This is a genomic window from Pseudomonas rossensis, from assembly GCF_039888995.1.
Classification (GTDB): domain Bacteria; phylum Pseudomonadota; class Gammaproteobacteria; order Pseudomonadales; family Pseudomonadaceae; genus Aquipseudomonas; species Aquipseudomonas rossensis.
In genome coordinates this window covers 1-14551 of sequence record NZ_JBBWCB010000005.1, presented here as the reverse complement: position 1 = coordinate 14551, position 14551 = coordinate 1, and the positions used below count along the sequence as shown (strand labels likewise).

General features: G+C 58.5%; 13 protein-coding genes. 4 read left to right on the top strand and 9 right to left on the bottom strand.

The window, feature by feature from the left end; all coding sequences use genetic code 11:
- Positions 1–69 precede the first annotated feature (69 nt).
- On the bottom strand, positions 70–1461 hold the full coding sequence (locus WLY71_RS02810) for an L-cystine transporter (protein WP_347802415.1): 1392 nt from the start codon (positions 1459–1461) through the stop codon (positions 70–72).
- 241 nt (positions 1462–1702) lie between these two features.
- On the opposite strand from WLY71_RS02810, the gene WLY71_RS02805 reads away from it, so the two are divergent.
- Positions 1703–2770 carry an HAD family hydrolase gene (locus WLY71_RS02805; protein ID WP_347802414.1) on the top strand — a complete coding sequence of 356 codons (1068 nt, stop codon included), beginning with the start codon at positions 1703–1705 and terminating at the stop codon, positions 2768–2770.
- Positions 2771–2975: 205 nt separating this feature from the next.
- On the opposite strand, the gene ilvD is transcribed toward WLY71_RS02805, so the two are convergent.
- The 5 genes from ilvD to WLY71_RS02780 form a co-directional block, all read right to left on the bottom strand.
- Entirely contained in the window at positions 2976–4817 is a 1842-nt protein-coding gene (ilvD, locus tag WLY71_RS02800) for a dihydroxy-acid dehydratase (protein WP_347802413.1), read from the bottom strand.
- Positions 4818–5075: 258 nt separating this feature from the next.
- Positions 5076–6284, bottom strand: a complete 1209-nt coding sequence (locus WLY71_RS02795) for an MFS transporter (protein WP_347802491.1) — start codon at positions 6282–6284, stop codon at positions 5076–5078.
- Positions 6277–7254 carry a diiron oxygenase gene (locus tag WLY71_RS02790; RefSeq protein ID WP_347802412.1) on the bottom strand — a complete coding sequence of 326 codons (978 nt, stop codon included), beginning with the start codon at positions 7252–7254 and terminating at the stop codon, positions 6277–6279. The genes WLY71_RS02795 and WLY71_RS02790 overlap by 8 nt, the downstream gene beginning before the upstream one ends.
- Entirely contained in the window at positions 7251–8330 is a 1080-nt protein-coding gene (locus WLY71_RS02785) for a SagB family peptide dehydrogenase (RefSeq protein ID WP_347802411.1), read from the bottom strand. Before WLY71_RS02785 ends, WLY71_RS02790 begins: the two co-directional genes overlap by 4 nt.
- Positions 8331–8754: 424 nt before the next feature.
- Positions 8755–9951, bottom strand: coding sequence for a class I SAM-dependent rRNA methyltransferase (locus WLY71_RS02780; RefSeq protein WP_347802410.1), 1197 nt, complete (start codon positions 9949–9951; stop codon positions 8755–8757).
- Positions 9952–10184: 233 nt separating this feature from the next.
- Between WLY71_RS02780 and WLY71_RS02775 the strand changes: the two genes are divergently transcribed.
- The 3 genes from WLY71_RS02775 to WLY71_RS02765 are packed head-to-tail and all read left to right on the top strand — an operon-like array spanning position 10185 to position 12218.
- The gene (locus tag WLY71_RS02775) at positions 10185–11000 is read left to right on the top strand and encodes an HDOD domain-containing protein (protein ID WP_161990868.1); all 816 of its coding nucleotides are present in this window, start codon (positions 10185–10187) and stop codon (positions 10998–11000) included.
- A 28-nt stretch (positions 11001–11028) separates the two neighbouring features.
- Positions 11029–11841, top strand: coding sequence for a bifunctional DNA-formamidopyrimidine glycosylase/DNA-(apurinic or apyrimidinic site) lyase (mutM, locus tag WLY71_RS02770; protein ID WP_347802409.1), 813 nt, complete (start codon positions 11029–11031; stop codon positions 11839–11841).
- A gap of 53 nt (positions 11842–11894) precedes the next feature.
- Positions 11895–12218, top strand: coding sequence for a multidrug transporter (locus WLY71_RS02765; RefSeq protein ID WP_347802408.1), 324 nt, complete (start codon positions 11895–11897; stop codon positions 12216–12218).
- 108 nt (positions 12219–12326) lie between these two features.
- Here the strand turns inward: WLY71_RS02765 and WLY71_RS02760 are convergent, their stop codons facing one another.
- From WLY71_RS02760 to WLY71_RS02750, 3 genes are all read right to left on the bottom strand, one after another.
- Positions 12327–12578 carry a YfhL family 4Fe-4S dicluster ferredoxin gene (locus WLY71_RS02760; protein WP_038358877.1) on the bottom strand — a complete coding sequence of 84 codons (252 nt, stop codon included), beginning with the start codon at positions 12576–12578 and terminating at the stop codon, positions 12327–12329.
- Positions 12579–12715: 137 nt separating this feature from the next.
- Positions 12716–13195, bottom strand: coding sequence for a pantetheine-phosphate adenylyltransferase (coaD, locus tag WLY71_RS02755; RefSeq protein ID WP_008150570.1), 480 nt, complete (start codon positions 13193–13195; stop codon positions 12716–12718).
- Positions 13196–13310: 115 nt separating this feature from the next.
- The coding region (locus tag WLY71_RS02750) for a GMC family oxidoreductase N-terminal domain-containing protein (RefSeq protein WP_347802407.1) at positions 13311–14551 on the bottom strand (1241 nt) is incomplete at its 5' end.

Genomic DNA, 14551 nt, shown 5'->3' with positions numbered 1-14551 from the left:
CCTATAAGGTCGGCGTAGAACCCTGTAGGAGCTGGCGAAGCCTGCGATCTTTTGATCTTTACAAATGGATTAAGCGTGAGCCAATTCAGCATGCTCATCCGCATCCAGCAGCTCTTTATCGGTCTGCTGCATGATCTGGCTGGTAATCGCCCCCGCCGTAATCGAACCACTCACGTTCAACGCCGTACGACCCATGTCGATCAGCGGCTCAACCGAAATCAGCAACGCCACCAGTGACACCGGCAAGCCCATCGCCGGCAACACGATCAACGCGGCAAACGTCGCACCACCGCCCACGCCAGCCACACCGGCCGAACTCAGCGTCACAATCGCCACCAGCGTCGCGATCCACAGCGGGTCCAGCGGATTGATACCCACGGTCGGCGCAACCATCACCGCCAACATCGCCGGGTACAGACCGGCACAGCCATTCTGGCCAATGGTCGCGCCGAACGACGCGGCGAAACTGGCGATGGATTGTGGAATACCCAAACGGCTGGTCTGGGCTTCGATGCTCAGCGGAATGGTCGCGGCGCTGGAGCGGCTGGTGAAAGCAAATGTCAGCACCGGCCAGATTTTGCGGAAGAAGCGCAGCGGGTTGATCCCGGCGGCCGACACCAGCAGGCCATGGACCACAAACATCAGGCCCAGCCCGATGTAGGAAACCACCACGAAACTGCCAAGTTTGATGATGTCCTGCAGGTTGGAGCCGGCGACCACTTTGGTCATCAGCGCCAATACGCCGTACGGGGTCAGCTTCATCACCAGACGCACCAGACGCATCACCCAGGCTTGCAGGGTGTCGATGGCGTTGATCACTTTTTGACCTTTCTCGACGTCATCTTTCAGCAGTTGCAACGCCGCGACCCCAAGGAACGCAGCAAAAATCACCACGCTGATGATCGAGGTCGGCTTGGCGCGAGCGAGGTCGGCGAACGGGTTTTGCGGAATGAACGACAGCAACAGCTGCGGCACATTCAGGTCAGCGACCTTGCCCGCGTAGTCGGTCTGGATGGTTTGCAGACGGGCCATTTCCTGAGTGCCAGCGACCAGGCCTTCGGCGGTCAGGCCGAAGAGGTTGGTCAAACCGATACCAATCAGCGCCGCGATGGCGGTGGTAAACAGTAGTGTGCCGATGGTCAGGAAGCTGATCTTGCCCAGCGACGAGGCGTTGTGCAGACGGGCCACGGCGCTGAGGATCGAGGCGAACACCAGCGGGATCACGATCATTTGCAGCAACTGCACGTAACCGTTACCCACCAGATCGAACCAGCCGATCGAGGCTTTCAGTACCGGGTTGCCGGCACCGTAAACGGTGTGCAGGGCCACACCGAAGACCACGCCCAGCACCAACGCGAGCAGAACTTTTTTCGCCAGGCTCCACGTGGTGTGACGGGTTTGCGCCAGGCCAAAGAGCAGGGCGAGGAACACCAGCAGATTGAGGATCAGCGGCAGATTCATTGGAACTCCGATAAAGACTTGTGCCGGCTACCTTCCGGGGCAGCCGCGAACCGGCAAGCCTAACAGCTTGAAAACTAATGATTTAATATCAAAAAGGTCTGTTAACTGTCGTTTTTGGAATAAGAGGGTGTCGTTGTCGGAGATGCAGCTGACGCGAAAGGGACGCGGGCGGTCGCAGGCAGACGGGGACTGTCACACTAATTTGTTAGCGTCGATATCTTTGAATCAGGGAGAAATGCTAATGAAGCTCGCACCGAAGTTTTTGGCCGCAGCACTGGGATTGGGGTTGGGCCTGAGCCTTGCCGGCCAGGTATTCGCTACGGATTTGAAGCATTGGCCAGCCGATCAGGCCAAGGCGCTGGACGCAATGATTGCCGCCAACGCCAACAAAGGTAACTACGCGGTGTTCGACATGGACAACACCAGTTACCGCTACGACCTCGAAGAGTCGTTGTTGCCGTTCATGGAAAACAAGGGCCTGATCACCCGCGAGAAGCTCGACCCCTCTTTGAAACTGATGCCGTTCAAAGACACCGCCGACCACAAGGAAAGCCTGTTCAGTTATTACTATCGCCTCTGCGAACTTGACGACATGGTCTGCTATCCATGGGTCGCTCAAGTGTTCTCCGGCTTCACGCTCACAGAGCTCAAGGGTTATGTCGACGAGTTGATGGCGTCCGGCAAACCGGTGCCCGCTACGTATTACGAAGGCGATGTGGTCAAAAACCTCGACGTCAACCCGCCGAAAATCTTCACCGGCCAGAAAGAGCTCTACAACAAGCTGATGGAGAACGGCATCGAGGTCTACGTGATGACCGCCGCCTCCGAAGAACTGGTGCGGATGGTCGCCGCCGATCCGAAGTACGGCTACAACGTGAAACCGCAGAACGTGATCGGCGTGAGCTTGTTGCTCAAGGACCCGAAGACCGGCGAACTGACCACGGCGCGCAAGCAGATCACCGCGGGCAAGTATGACGAGAAGGCCAACCTCGGCCTTGAACTGACCCCGTACCTATGGACCCCGGCGACCTGGATGGCTGGCAAGCACGCGGCAATCCTGACCTACATCGATGAGTGGAAAAAACCGGTTCTGGTCGGCGGCGATACACCTACCAGCGATGGTTTCATGCTGTTCCACGGCGTCGACGTGGCCAAGGGTGGCATCCACTTGTGGGTCAACCGCAAAGACAAATACATGACCCAGATTAACGGCATGATGGCCAAGCACGCGGCGGCCCAGGCCAAGGAAGGGTTGCCGGTGACGGCGGACAAGAACTGGGTGATCGTGAAGCCTGAAGAGATTCAGTAAGCGCAACTGGATCGTCTTGGCGAACGCGGTCAAGTGTGGGAGCTGGCTTGCCTGCGATGGCATCTACGCGGTGCATCAGATAGACCGAGTCGTCCGCATCGCAGGCAAGCCAGCTCCCACATTGATCCCCTGTGTTTGGGGAATTTTGGTCAGACAAAAAAATGCCCCGCACTTGGCGGGGCATTTTTGTTACTGCGACTGACGCTTACAGCCCGTCGAGCATTGCCTTGTTACGCACAGCACCCTTGTCGGCGCTGGTCGCCAGCAGGGCGTAGGCTTTCAGTGCGGTGGTCACTTTGCGTGGACGTTTTTCCACAGGCTTCCAGCCTTTCTGATCCTGCTCGGCACGACGACCAGCCATCTCCTCATCGCTGATCAACAGGTTGATCGAGCGGTTTGGAATGTCGATCAGCACTTTGTCGCCATCCTGCACCAGACCAATTGCGCCGCCCGCCGCCGCTTCTGGCGAAGCGTGGCCGATGGACAGGCCCGAAGTGCCGCCGGAGAAGCGACCATCGGTGAGCAGGGCGCAGGCTTTGCCCAGGCCTTTGGATTTCAGGTAGGACGTCGGGTACAGCATTTCCTGCATGCCCGGGCCGCCTTTCGGGCCTTCGTAACGAATGATCACGATGTCACCGGCCTTCACTTCATCCGCGAGGATGCCGCGTACGGCGCTGTCCTGGCTTTCGAAGATCTTCGCGTTGCCTTCGAACACGTGGATCGACTCGTCGACGCCGGCGGTTTTCACCACGCAGCCGTCCAGCGCGATGTTGCCGTAGAGAACGGCCAAGCCGCCTTCTTTCGAGTAGGCGTGTTCGACACTGCGGATGCAGCCGTTTTCACGGTCGTCGTCCAGGGTCTCCCATCGCGTCGACTGGCTGAACGCGGTTTGCGTCGGGATTCCCCCAGGGCCGGCCTTGAAGAAGTGATGCACCGCTTCGTCGTTGGTCTGGGTGATGTCCCACTTGGCGATGCCTTCAGCCAGGGTTTTGCTGTGCACGGTCGGCAGGTCGGTGTGCAGCAGGCCGCCACGGGCCAGCGAGCCGAGGATGCTGAAGATCCCGCCGGCACGGTGTACGTCTTCCATGTGGTACTTCTGGATGTTCGGCGCAACTTTGCACAGTTGCGGCACGTGACGGGACAGACGATCGATGTCCTTCAGGTCGAAGTCGATCTCGGCTTCCTGGGCCGCGGCCAGCAAGTGCAGGATGGTGTTGGTGGAACCGCCCATGGCGATGTCCAGCGTCATGGCGTTTTCGAACGCCTTGAAGTTGGCGATGTTGCGCGGCAATACCGACTCATCGTTGTCGCCGTAGTAACGCTTGCACAGCTCGACGATGGTGCGGCCGGCCTGCAGGAACAGCTGTTCGCGGTCGCTGTGGGTGGCCAGGGTCGAACCGTTGCCCGGCAATGCCAGACCGAGGGCTTCGACCAGGCAGTTCATCGAGTTGGCGGTGAACATGCCGGAGCACGAACCGCAGGTCGGGCAGGCGTTGCGCTCGTAGTCAGCGACTTTCTCGTCAGAAGCGCTGGAGTCGGCGGCGATCACCATGGCGTCGACGAGGTCGAGGCCGTGGCTGGCCAGTTTGGTCTTGCCGGCTTCCATCGGGCCGCCGGACACGAAGATCACCGGGATGTTCAGGCGCAGGGACGCCATCAACATGCCAGGGGTGATCTTGTCGCAGTTGGAGATGCAGACGATCGCATCGGCACAGTGGGCGTTGACCATGTACTCGACGGAGTCGGCGATGATTTCGCGGCTCGGCAGCGAATACAGCATGCCGTCGTGACCCATGGCGATGCCGTCATCCACGGCGATGGTGTTGAATTCTTTGGCGACACCGCCGGCGCGTTCGATTTCGCGGGCGACCAGTTGGCCCAGGTCCTTGAGATGGACGTGGCCCGGTACGAACTGGGTGAAGGAGTTGGCAATGGCGATGATCGGCTTTTTGAAGTCGTCATCTTTCATCCCCGTGGCGCGCCACAGTGCGCGGGCGCCGGCCATGTTGCGGCCATGGGTGGATGTTTTCGAGCGGTAATCAGGCATGAAGCACTCCGGGCGGCTAATCAGGTATCAAAAGGGAAGTGAGCTTCTATTGACGTCTGGAACACTCAGAAATGGCCGTGTGTCCGGAAGTTGCCGATAACTTTGCGGGATCGCCGCGCGCTTCAGCTTGAGCTCATAAACCCGCCGGGGGATGACTGGCGATGAATGTCGCGATTCTACACGGCTGGCGTCAGGAGGGAATGCCGGGAAGTGTTGATCCAGTACTGACATAAGGTACGGGATGACGATCGGCAGGTGTCAGCCCACCTTCAGCGCCAGATGCCGCCGTGTGATCAGTACATTCAAGCCAAGTCCCGCGGCACTCAAGGTCAGGAAACACAAGGCAAGCGCCGTGGTCAGGTCGTCGTACGCAAGATTGATCACCACGCTGATCACGCCACCGAACATGAAAATCAGCACGCCGCCGACCGAGGTAGACGTTCCGGCGTTCTGTGGGTAGAGACTCATGGCTTTGGAATTGGCGATAGGTCTGGAAATGGTGGTGCCTGCTGTACAAATCAGCATGGGTATCAGTATCGCGGCAGCAGAGAGGCCGAACTGATCCGCCAACCACAGCATGATCAACCCTGATAAAGCGATCAGACCCAGACCGATAGCTATCTGCGTGTTGGCTTGCAGGTGCCGATGCAGGGCGCTGGCGACAATCCCGCCGAACACATAGGCCACGCCATACAGCAGTAACGCCCAGGCAAATTCGTACGACGAAAACGCCAGACGCTCCATGAAAATAATCGGTGAAATGACGATGAACGAAAAATGGCAGGCAAAGGCCAAAGCTGAAATTAGCCAATAACCCATGAAGCGTAGATCCGAGCACACCCGCCAATAGGCACTGAAAAATCGTCCGTGCGACGCCGTATGACGGTGCGGGTTTTCCTTGAGCAGAAAGCAGGCTTTGAGCCAGACAATGACGGCCAGTGTGATAAACACATAAAAGCTGCCCTGCCAGCCTAGCTGCGATTGCAACCAGGCCCCCAGCAGGGGCGAAATCGATATGAACACCCCGCCGCCCGTCACCATCCAGATTCTGATTCGCTCCTGTTCCTTGCCGACGAACAAATCCTGAACCAGTGCCTGTGACAGCACGAACGATCCGCAACCAACCGCCTGGATCACGCGAAAGAACAGAAACCAGTTGTACTCGCTGGAAGCCAGGCAACCCGTCGCACCGACTACCGCGATTGCAATACCTGCCAGCAGCAGTTTCTTGCGCCCCCACAAGTCTGATAACGGTCCGACCAGCACCACGGACAGCGCCAGACCAATGGCGAACACGCTGACGGACAGGGCAATCTCGGACGATGAGGTCTGAAAGTAGTCAGAAAGAGCGGGAAAGGACGGGAGCACCACATCGAGGGGGAAGACGCCGAGCAGCGTCATGGTCATCAACAGAATGACCGTGGCTCGGCGGTGTTTGACACTGACCGCAGATTTTCCTTCATCCATCGACAAGTCCTGCCTGTGCGAAGAGCTGCTGGTTAAAAGGCAGGTCGAAAAAACCTGCCTTTTCCATTGCCTGTAGCGTCGCGCCTGCACCTGATCGGGCGCGCTGAAGGCAGGCTTGCGGGCCGGTCAGGGCGCTGAGGATTTCTGCGACGCAATTCTCCCTGAGGCCCACGCTGTTCAGGCTTTCCTTCAGCCATCGCTCATCGACCTCAAAGAACATCAGGATGATGTCCACCAGCAGCTTCGCGGCGAACGTGCGTTGGCTTCTGTTCAGGGTCAGCCACAGATAATGGAACACTTCGCAAAAATAACGACTGTGTCGGGCCTCGTCGGTGAGGTGGTCCCTGAGCATTTCCTGGACGCTGGACACCAACTCGTTGCGACAAACCTCGAGCAGTTCCCTGGCGATGATGGTCTCGGATACGAAACCGACGAGAAACCAGGCCAGCGCCTTATGCCTCTCTGGGCTGTGGTAAATCAGGGCGTTCAGTCGGGTAATGCGGCGCGGCATCACCGGGCGTTGGGTCATGCCGTAGAGGTCGGCTATCTGCTCGGCGAGACTATTGGAGAACAGGGCGTGATAACCCTCATCGGTGTACAGCTGGAGGGCGGCTGTTTTCATCCGTCGGGGGATGGACGCGCCGAGCTCATCGTGGACGATGGTTTCCACGGAGCGGTTGACGATTCGATGTTCGAGCCGGGTGGTGTAGTCGAGGAAGTACACCAGATGGTTGGCCGATAATCGATGGGTGATCGCGCTGCCGGCTGCTTCGATGGCCGGGTGATTCAGGTAGGGCAGGAAGGCGGGCGGGAACCAGTGTCGTGTTTCCAGTTGTCGTTCCAGATCTGATGGCAATTGATAGGTATGCTCGCTGTTGCGTACCGAGGCTCGGGTGTTCCAGTCGTCGAGGGTGAAGCGCTGTGCCCAGGCGTCGGGCAGTGACAGGTCGTCTGTGCGAGGCTCGGTCATTGTTGTAAGTCTCGGCTGCTTAGCAGTGCTTTCAATTCCTTGCACATCACTTGACCGTCACTCTGGCCGCAGCCCACAAAAAACAACGGTTGTTCGGCGCTGTCCTCGATCCCCAGCAACGTTTCGACCTGATCGTCCGCCAACGCACCGGTCAGCCAGGTGCTTAACCCAAGTGCGGTGGCCACCAGTTGAAAGGTCTGGGAAATATGACCTGCCTCGACGTAAGCCATTCGGTAGGCCCGCGAGTGTTCATATTTCCACCACAGTTTGTCGAAGCGAGCGGTGATGAACAGGCCGACTGGCAGGTTGTTGATGAAATGCTGCCCACACAACAATTGGCCCAAGGGTGAGTCAGGCACCGGATTGACGAAGCTCAACGCATGTTCGTCGGGGTGGTAGGCGTAGAGCCCGGGATTCAGGCCGCTGACGTTCTGAACATGAAGATAACCTTCGCAGGCATTCAGCCCGCCACCGGATGGACTGCTGCGCCGGGCGCCAAGACCTTCAACGATGGTTTCGTCGATGTCGTTGTCGCGCTCACGCAGATAACCAACGGACAAATACAAAAGAGTGCCCACATCGTCGAGAGAAACCCCTTCACCCGTGAAGGAGCGACAGGTCTTTCGGTCGATCAACGTCTTTGCAAGTGCGCTTTGCGGCAGACAGGAAGGTTGGGGCAGGGCAATCCGCTCGCTTGTCGGGCGTTCTGTGAGTCTGACCTCCGGGGCAGGAGTGGCCAGTACTTCGGCGCAATGGTCCAGATAGTGTCTCGACCATTCATTAATATCTTGGGGGACATATTCACAAGGAATGTTCTTGGTGCCGATATGAAATATCTTCGACAGTTCATCCCAGCCCCATTCAAGGGTGTCTTGTATTGACGTTGTGAGTATTCCCGCGTTCAGGAGTTGCGTGTCTATTATGCTGTTGTCATCAAACTGTTCAGGCTTGTCGATAAGGTGTGCGAGACGGGTTGAATATTCAAGATTTAATTCGAACTGTTTGTGGTTCTTGTAATCCCAGACTATTAGGTCGGGCGTGCGAGGAAGTATGAATATATAAGGATTTATCTGCATGATTGGCGACTCACTCTGGTCTTTGCCATAGAAAACGCTGGGTAGCCGGCACTCCCCAGCGTTTCATTTACTTAGCGGACTTTTGGCGCAACCAGAAAAGCCAGGTTGGCGATTTTGTTGGTTTCCAGAGTAATTGCTTTCATGTTTTGAACTCCTTGTAATTGATAGTGAGTGTCACTCCTTTGTGACGACTTAATCATAGTTTGTAATGAGTTCTTATCAAGGGGAGATTGAGTAGGAATGTTCCAGTAATCTTGTCGGATCGATCTGAGGGTTGGATGAATATTGTAAGTTCTGTCCGCTAAAATAAAAGACAAAGCGAAACGTCCTGCAAGTCATTAAGACCGCTGGAGTAGGAAGTTGGAGAATTCAATTACAGATAACAGAACGGGGAGCCGGCTGGCTCCCCGTCAAACCAGCGTAATCAGCTGTTTGGCAGCAGACGGCAGGTGATGCTCTTGATGTAGCGGGTTTCGGCGATGGCCGGGTGAACCGGGTGATCCGGGCCCTGACCGCCACGCTCCAGGATCTGGATGTTGCGGTCCAGGTGACGGGCGCTGGTCAGCAGGATGTTCTGCAGATCGTCCTCGGGCAGGTGCATCGAACACGAAGCGCTGACCAGGATGCCGTCCTTGCTGAGCAGGCGCATGGCTTGCTCGTTCAGGCGACGGTAGGCACCTTCACCGTTCTTCATGTCTTTCTTGCGTTTGATGAACGCCGGAGGATCGGCAACGATCACGTCGAAACGCTCTTCGCTGGCTTTCAGCTCTTTCAGGGCTTCGAACACGTCGCCTTCAATGCAGGTCATTTTATCGGCGAAGCCGTTCAGCGCGGCGTTGCGCTCGACGCCGTCGAGGGCGAAGGCCGAAGCGTCGACGCAGAACACTTCACTGGCGCCGAAAGCTGCAGCTTGCACGCCCCAACCGCCGATGTAGCTGTACAGGTCCAGCACGCGTTTGCCTTTGGCATAAGGTGCCAGACGCGCGCGGTTCATGCGGTGGTCATAGAACCAGCCGGTTTTCTGTCCCTGGATGACGGGTGCTTCGAATTTCACACCGTTCTCTTCCAGGGCAACCCACTCCGGCACCAGGCCGAACACGGTTTCGACGTAGCGGTTGAGGCCTTCAGCATCACGGGCAGCGGAGTCGTTCTTGAACAGAATGCCGCTAGGCTTGATCACTTGGGTCAGCGCTGCGATCACGTCTTCTTTATGGGCTTCCATGGTTGCCGAAGCGATCTGTACCACCAGGATGTCGCCGAAACGGTCGACTACCAGACCTGGCAGCAGGTCGGAATCGCCGTAGACCAGGCGATAGAACGGCTTGTCGAACAGGCGATCGCGCAGGGACAGCGCGACGTTCAGGCGATGCACCAGCAGCGACTTGTCCAGCGGCAACTTGATGTCGCGCGACAAGAGGCGGGCGCAGATCAGGTTGTTCGGGCTCATGGCAACGACGCCCAGCGGCTTGCCGCTGGCTGCCTCGAGGATCGCCTGGTCGCCGGCCTTGAAGCCGTTCAACGGGGTGGCGGCTACATCGATTTCGTTGCTGTAGACCCACAAGTGGCCGTTTCGCAGGCGACGGTCGGCGTTGGCTTTGAGGCGCAGGCTAGGCAGGGACATGACGTCGCTCCGGAAAAAAGAGCGGGAGTATAGCGTGTTGCGCACGGCCACGGTTTGGCGGATGGACATGCGGTGAGGAAGTGCCGTCATTTGATGAAACTTCAGGCGATGGACCGGCCAAGGTGTCGGATCCAACTTTATAAGGGTTAGAATCGCCGCCTGTCCCAGAGTGTGTACTTATGTCCCCAGAGCTGACTTCCGAACAGATTCAACAGTCCCTGCAAGGCATCAGCGTGCCGGCCCAGCCGCAAATCATGGTGGATTTGCAGATGGAACAGTACATGCCCGACCCGGATCTGGAGGTGATCGCGAAGCTGATCTCCCAGGACCCGGGCCTCTCTGGCGCCTTGTTGAAAATCGTCAACTCGCCGTATTACGGCTTGAGCAACAAAATCGCCTCGATTCAGCGTGCGGTGAATCTGCTGGGGAGCCGCTCGATCATCAACCTGATCAACGCGCAGTCGATCAAGGGCGAGATGAACGACGACACCATCGTCACCTTGAATCGGTTCTGGGATACCGCTCAGGACGTGGCGATGACCTGCCTGACCCTGGCCAAGCGCATCGGCGCCCAGGCCGGCGATGAAGCGTACGCCCTGGGTCTGTTCCATGACTGCGGCGTGCCGCTGATGCTCCAGCGCTTCCCCAACTACATGACCGTTCTGGAAGAGGCCTACGCCAGTGCCAGCGCCGAATGTCGGGTGGTGGACACTGAGAATCGGGTGTTCAATACCAATCATGCGGTGGTGGGTTATTACACCGCCAAATCCTGGCGCCTGCCCGAGCATGTCACCGCCGCCATCGCCAATCACCACAATGCGTTAGCGATCTTCAGCGATGAGTCGTCGCGCAACAGTCAGCTGAAAAACCTGCTGGCGATCCTGAAAATGGCCGAGCACATTTGTGCGTCCTTCCGGGTGCTGGGCAACCAGCGTGATGACCACGAGTGGAACAGCATCGCTCCGCTGGTTCTCGATTATGTCGGCCTCTCGGACTACGACTTCGAGACCCTTAAACAAACGATTCGCGACCTTGGCGCTCACCGCTGAGCGTTGCACAGCCTGATTCGAGAGCACCATGCCGGAACTGCCTGAAGTCGAAACCACTCGCCGCGGGATTGCGCCGCACCTGGAAGGCCAGCGCGTCAGCCGGGTGATCGTGCGTGAGCGGCGCTTGCGCTGGCCGATTCCCGAAGACCTGGATGTGCGGCTGTCTGGCCAGCGCATCGTGCTGGTGGAGCGACGCGCGAAGTACCTGCTGATCAATGCCGAAGTCGGCACGCTGATCAGCCATTTGGGGATGTCGGGAAATCTGCGTCTGGTGGAAGTCGGCACGCCGGTGGCCAAGCATGAGCATGTGGACATCGAACTGGAATCCGGCCTGGCCTTGCGTTACACCGACCCGCGACGGTTTGGCGCGATGCTCTGGAGCCTCGATCCGCTCAACCATGAATTGTTGATTCGCCTGGGGCCGGAGCCGTTGACCGACCTGTTCGACGGCGAGCGCTTGTTCCAGCAATCCCGCGGGCGATCCATGGCGGTCAAACCGTTCATCATGGACAACGCGGTGGTGGTCGGCGTGGGCAATATCTACGCCACCGAAGCGTTGTTCGCCGCGGGTATCGACCCGCGTCGTGAGGCCAAAAGCATCTCTCGGGCGCGTTATCTGAAACTGGCGATCGAGATCAAACGCATCCTGGCAGCCGCTATCGAGCGCGGCGGCACCACACTGCGCGACTTTATCGGCGGTGACGGTCAGCCGGGTTATTTTCAGCAGGAACTGTTCGTGTACGGCCGTGGCGGTGCGCCCTGCAAGGTCTGTGGCACGGAGTTGCGGGAAGTGAAGCTCGGGCAGCGCGCCAGCGTCTTTTGCCCGCGTTGTCAGAGCTGATACGCCCAGGGTCTATAGTCAGTGTTCTGACTGCCTAGCCCAAGGACCGTGCCATGAACCTGTTTCGAACCGTTGTCGTCGTTTTGCTGCTGAGCGTCGGTGCGCCAGCGCTGGCAGCAAACACGGGCAGCGGCGACCCGCGTTACACCATCCAGAATCCCCCGGCGTACGCCATGATCGGCGATTTGCTGATTGCCCGACCCTTGCTGGTCGTGGCGACGGTGATTGGTGCCGGAGCGTTTGTGGTGTCGTTGCCGTTTACCGCGTTGGGCGGCGGCGTCGGCGATGCGGGGCAGGCGTTGGTGGTCGACCCGGCGAAAGCGGCGTTTGTGCGGTGTCTGGGGTGTATCGGGGAGGGGTTTGAGCAGCGGGAGTGAGGTCAGTTACATCTCATCGCGAGCAAGCTCGCTCCCACATGAAATTTGCGCAGATTCAATGTGGGAGTGAGCTTGCTCGCGATGGCGTCTTCAAAGTCGCCGAATGACTCAAGCCTTACCGGTAATGATCCGGTACTTCTCCATCAACTGCTCTTCAGTCTCCGGATGCGCCTCATCCAACGGAATGCAATCCACCGGGCACACTTGCTGGCACTGAGGTTCGTCGTAGTGGCCGACGCACTGGGTGCACAGGTTCGGGTCGATCACGTAGATCTCTTCGCCCTGGGAGATGGCGGCGTTCGGACACTCGGGTTCGCAGACGTCGCAGTTGATGCAATCGTCGGTGATGATCAGGGACATGCTAACTCCAGCCAGGGCGGAAGGCCCGGGCGCAATAAACCAATGCGCACAATTGTGCCGCATTGGCGCCCGCAGTGCACGCGGACGCGATCAAGGGGAAAAGATCGTCCGAACGCGGCCCGAACCTACGGCAGCTCCTACTTTTTAAAGCGCTCGTTCAGGGCGTCCGCCACCGCAGGGTGGACAAACTTGGTGATATCGCCGCCCAGGGCTGCGATTTCCCGGACCAGCGTCGAAGAAATGTACGAATAACGCTCAGACGGGGTCAGAAACAGACTTTCCACATCCGGTGCCAGCTGACGGTTCATGTTGGCCAGCTGGAATTCGTATTCGAAGTCCGATACCGCACGCAAACCACGCAGGAACACATTGGCGTTCTTCTCTTTGGCAAAGTGCGCCAGCAGCGTCGAGAAGCCGACGACTTCAACGTTGGGCAGGTGTTTAGTGACCTCGCGGGCCAGCGCCACACGCTGTTCCAGGGGAAACAACGGGTTTTTCTTCGGGCTGGCGGCGACGGCGATGATCACATGATCGAACAGGCGCGCGGCGCGTTCGACCAGATCGCCATGGCCCTTGGTAATAGGGTCGAAGGTACCTGGGTACAACACTCGGTTCATCGCGTCGTCCTGGCGGGAGTCCGTTGGGGAGTCGGATGGTATCGCAGCCTTCCCGGTCGGCCAAGTCGCCTTTTGGGTAAGAAAGCACTATAGACGATTGGAATATTCTCCATTTTCATGGGTTTTTCAAACGTTCGGCCAAAGAAGTTGCCAGCTGCGCCGTCAGCCCGTAGACCGACAATTGCGGGTTTGCGCCAATGCTGGTGGGGAACAGCGAGCCGTCATGAATCGACAGGTTGCCTAACTGATGATGCCGGCCGAGGCTGTCGGTCACGGCGTTTTTCGGGTCTTCACCCATGGCACAACCGCCCATCACATGGGCGCTGCCCAGGCGTGTGCGATACAGCTCAAGGCTCAGGCTGTCGATCAGCGTGCGCGCTTCGGCGAGGGTTTTCACGTAGCGAGCGTCGGCGTGCATTGGCATCACCGCATTGGCACCGCCCGCGAATTGGATCTCGGCCATGCTGTGGAACGCCCGACGCAATCCATCCCAGGCATAGGGTGAAACCTGATAGTCGAGCACCGGCGTGCCGTCACCGCGCAACTCGACGCTGCCGCCGGGGCTGTCCGGGTGAAAGCCGTCCCGCAGCAACGCCAACATGGCGTGGGTGTGGGGCAGGTTTTCCATGTGTTGGGCGTTTTCCTTGCCGAAACCGCCGAGCAGGGTCGTGGCCAGTGCCGGGTGCAGCGGCGGCACTTCGAGTTTGTAAGACATTTTTCCGGTGGTGCCGTCCTGCCATTGGAAATGGTCGGAATAGATTGACTGTGGTGCGCCATAAAACGGGTTGATCACCTCGTCGAACAGCCCGGCCGACATGTTCACCAGGTGTAGAAAAGTCCGTTTACCCAGCCGTTTGTGCGGATCGGGCGCCTCAGAGCGCATAAGCAGCGCCGGGCTGTTGATCCCGCCACCGGCCAGCACGTAATGCCGGGCCTTGACCGTGATCGTGTGTCCGGTAGGTGCGACGCAGCGCTCGTCCATCGCCACGCATTGCAACCCCGTGACCTTGTCGCCGCTGATCACGAGCTTTTCGGCGCGAGCCAGATAGAGCAGCTCGCCCCCTTTTTCTAAAGTCGCCGGGATGGTCGTCACCAGCATCGATTGCTTGGCGTTGGTCGGGCAACCCATGCCGCAGTAGCCCAGGTTCCAACAGCCACGTACGTTGCGCGGGATCACATGCCAGGCGTAGCCGAGTTTTTCGCAGCCTTTGCGGATCACGTCGTTGTTGGCGTTGGGCGGGATCACCCAGGGGGCGACGCCCAGGCGTTGTTCCATTTTCTCGAACCACGGCGCCATCTCGGCCGGCGTGTGGCCTTTGACATCGTGTTCCTTGGCCCAGTGGTCGAGGGTCGGGT

What these genes read in the sequence shown, in the direction of transcription:
- WLY71_RS02810 (WP_347802415.1), bottom strand. Translation starts at nt 1,461, where the DNA reads ATGAATCTGCCGCTGATCCTCAATCTGCTGGTGTTCCTCGCCCTGCTC.
- WLY71_RS02805 (WP_347802414.1), top strand. Translation starts at nt 1,703, where the DNA reads ATGAAGCTCGCACCGAAGTTTTTGGCCGCAGCACTGGGATTGGGGTTG.
- ilvD (WP_347802413.1), bottom strand. Translation starts at nt 4,817, where the DNA reads ATGCCTGATTACCGCTCGAAAACATCCACCCATGGCCGCAACATGGCC.
- WLY71_RS02795 (WP_347802491.1), bottom strand. Translation starts at nt 6,284, where the DNA reads ATGGATGAAGGAAAATCTGCGGTCAGTGTCAAACACCGCCGAGCCACG.
- WLY71_RS02790 (WP_347802412.1), bottom strand. Translation starts at nt 7,254, where the DNA reads ATGACCGAGCCTCGCACAGACGACCTGTCACTGCCCGACGCCTGGGCA.
- WLY71_RS02785 (WP_347802411.1), bottom strand. Translation starts at nt 8,330, where the DNA reads ATGCAGATAAATCCTTATATATTCATACTTCCTCGCACGCCCGACCTA.
- WLY71_RS02780 (WP_347802410.1), bottom strand. Translation starts at nt 9,951, where the DNA reads ATGTCCCTGCCTAGCCTGCGCCTCAAAGCCAACGCCGACCGTCGCCTG.
- mutM (WP_347802409.1), top strand. Translation starts at nt 11,029, where the DNA reads ATGCCGGAACTGCCTGAAGTCGAAACCACTCGCCGCGGGATTGCGCCG.
- WLY71_RS02765 (WP_347802408.1), top strand. Translation starts at nt 11,895, where the DNA reads ATGAACCTGTTTCGAACCGTTGTCGTCGTTTTGCTGCTGAGCGTCGGT.
- WLY71_RS02760 (WP_038358877.1), bottom strand. Translation starts at nt 12,578, where the DNA reads ATGTCCCTGATCATCACCGACGATTGCATCAACTGCGACGTCTGCGAA.
- coaD (WP_008150570.1), bottom strand. Translation starts at nt 13,195, where the DNA reads ATGAACCGAGTGTTGTACCCAGGTACCTTCGACCCTATTACCAAGGGC.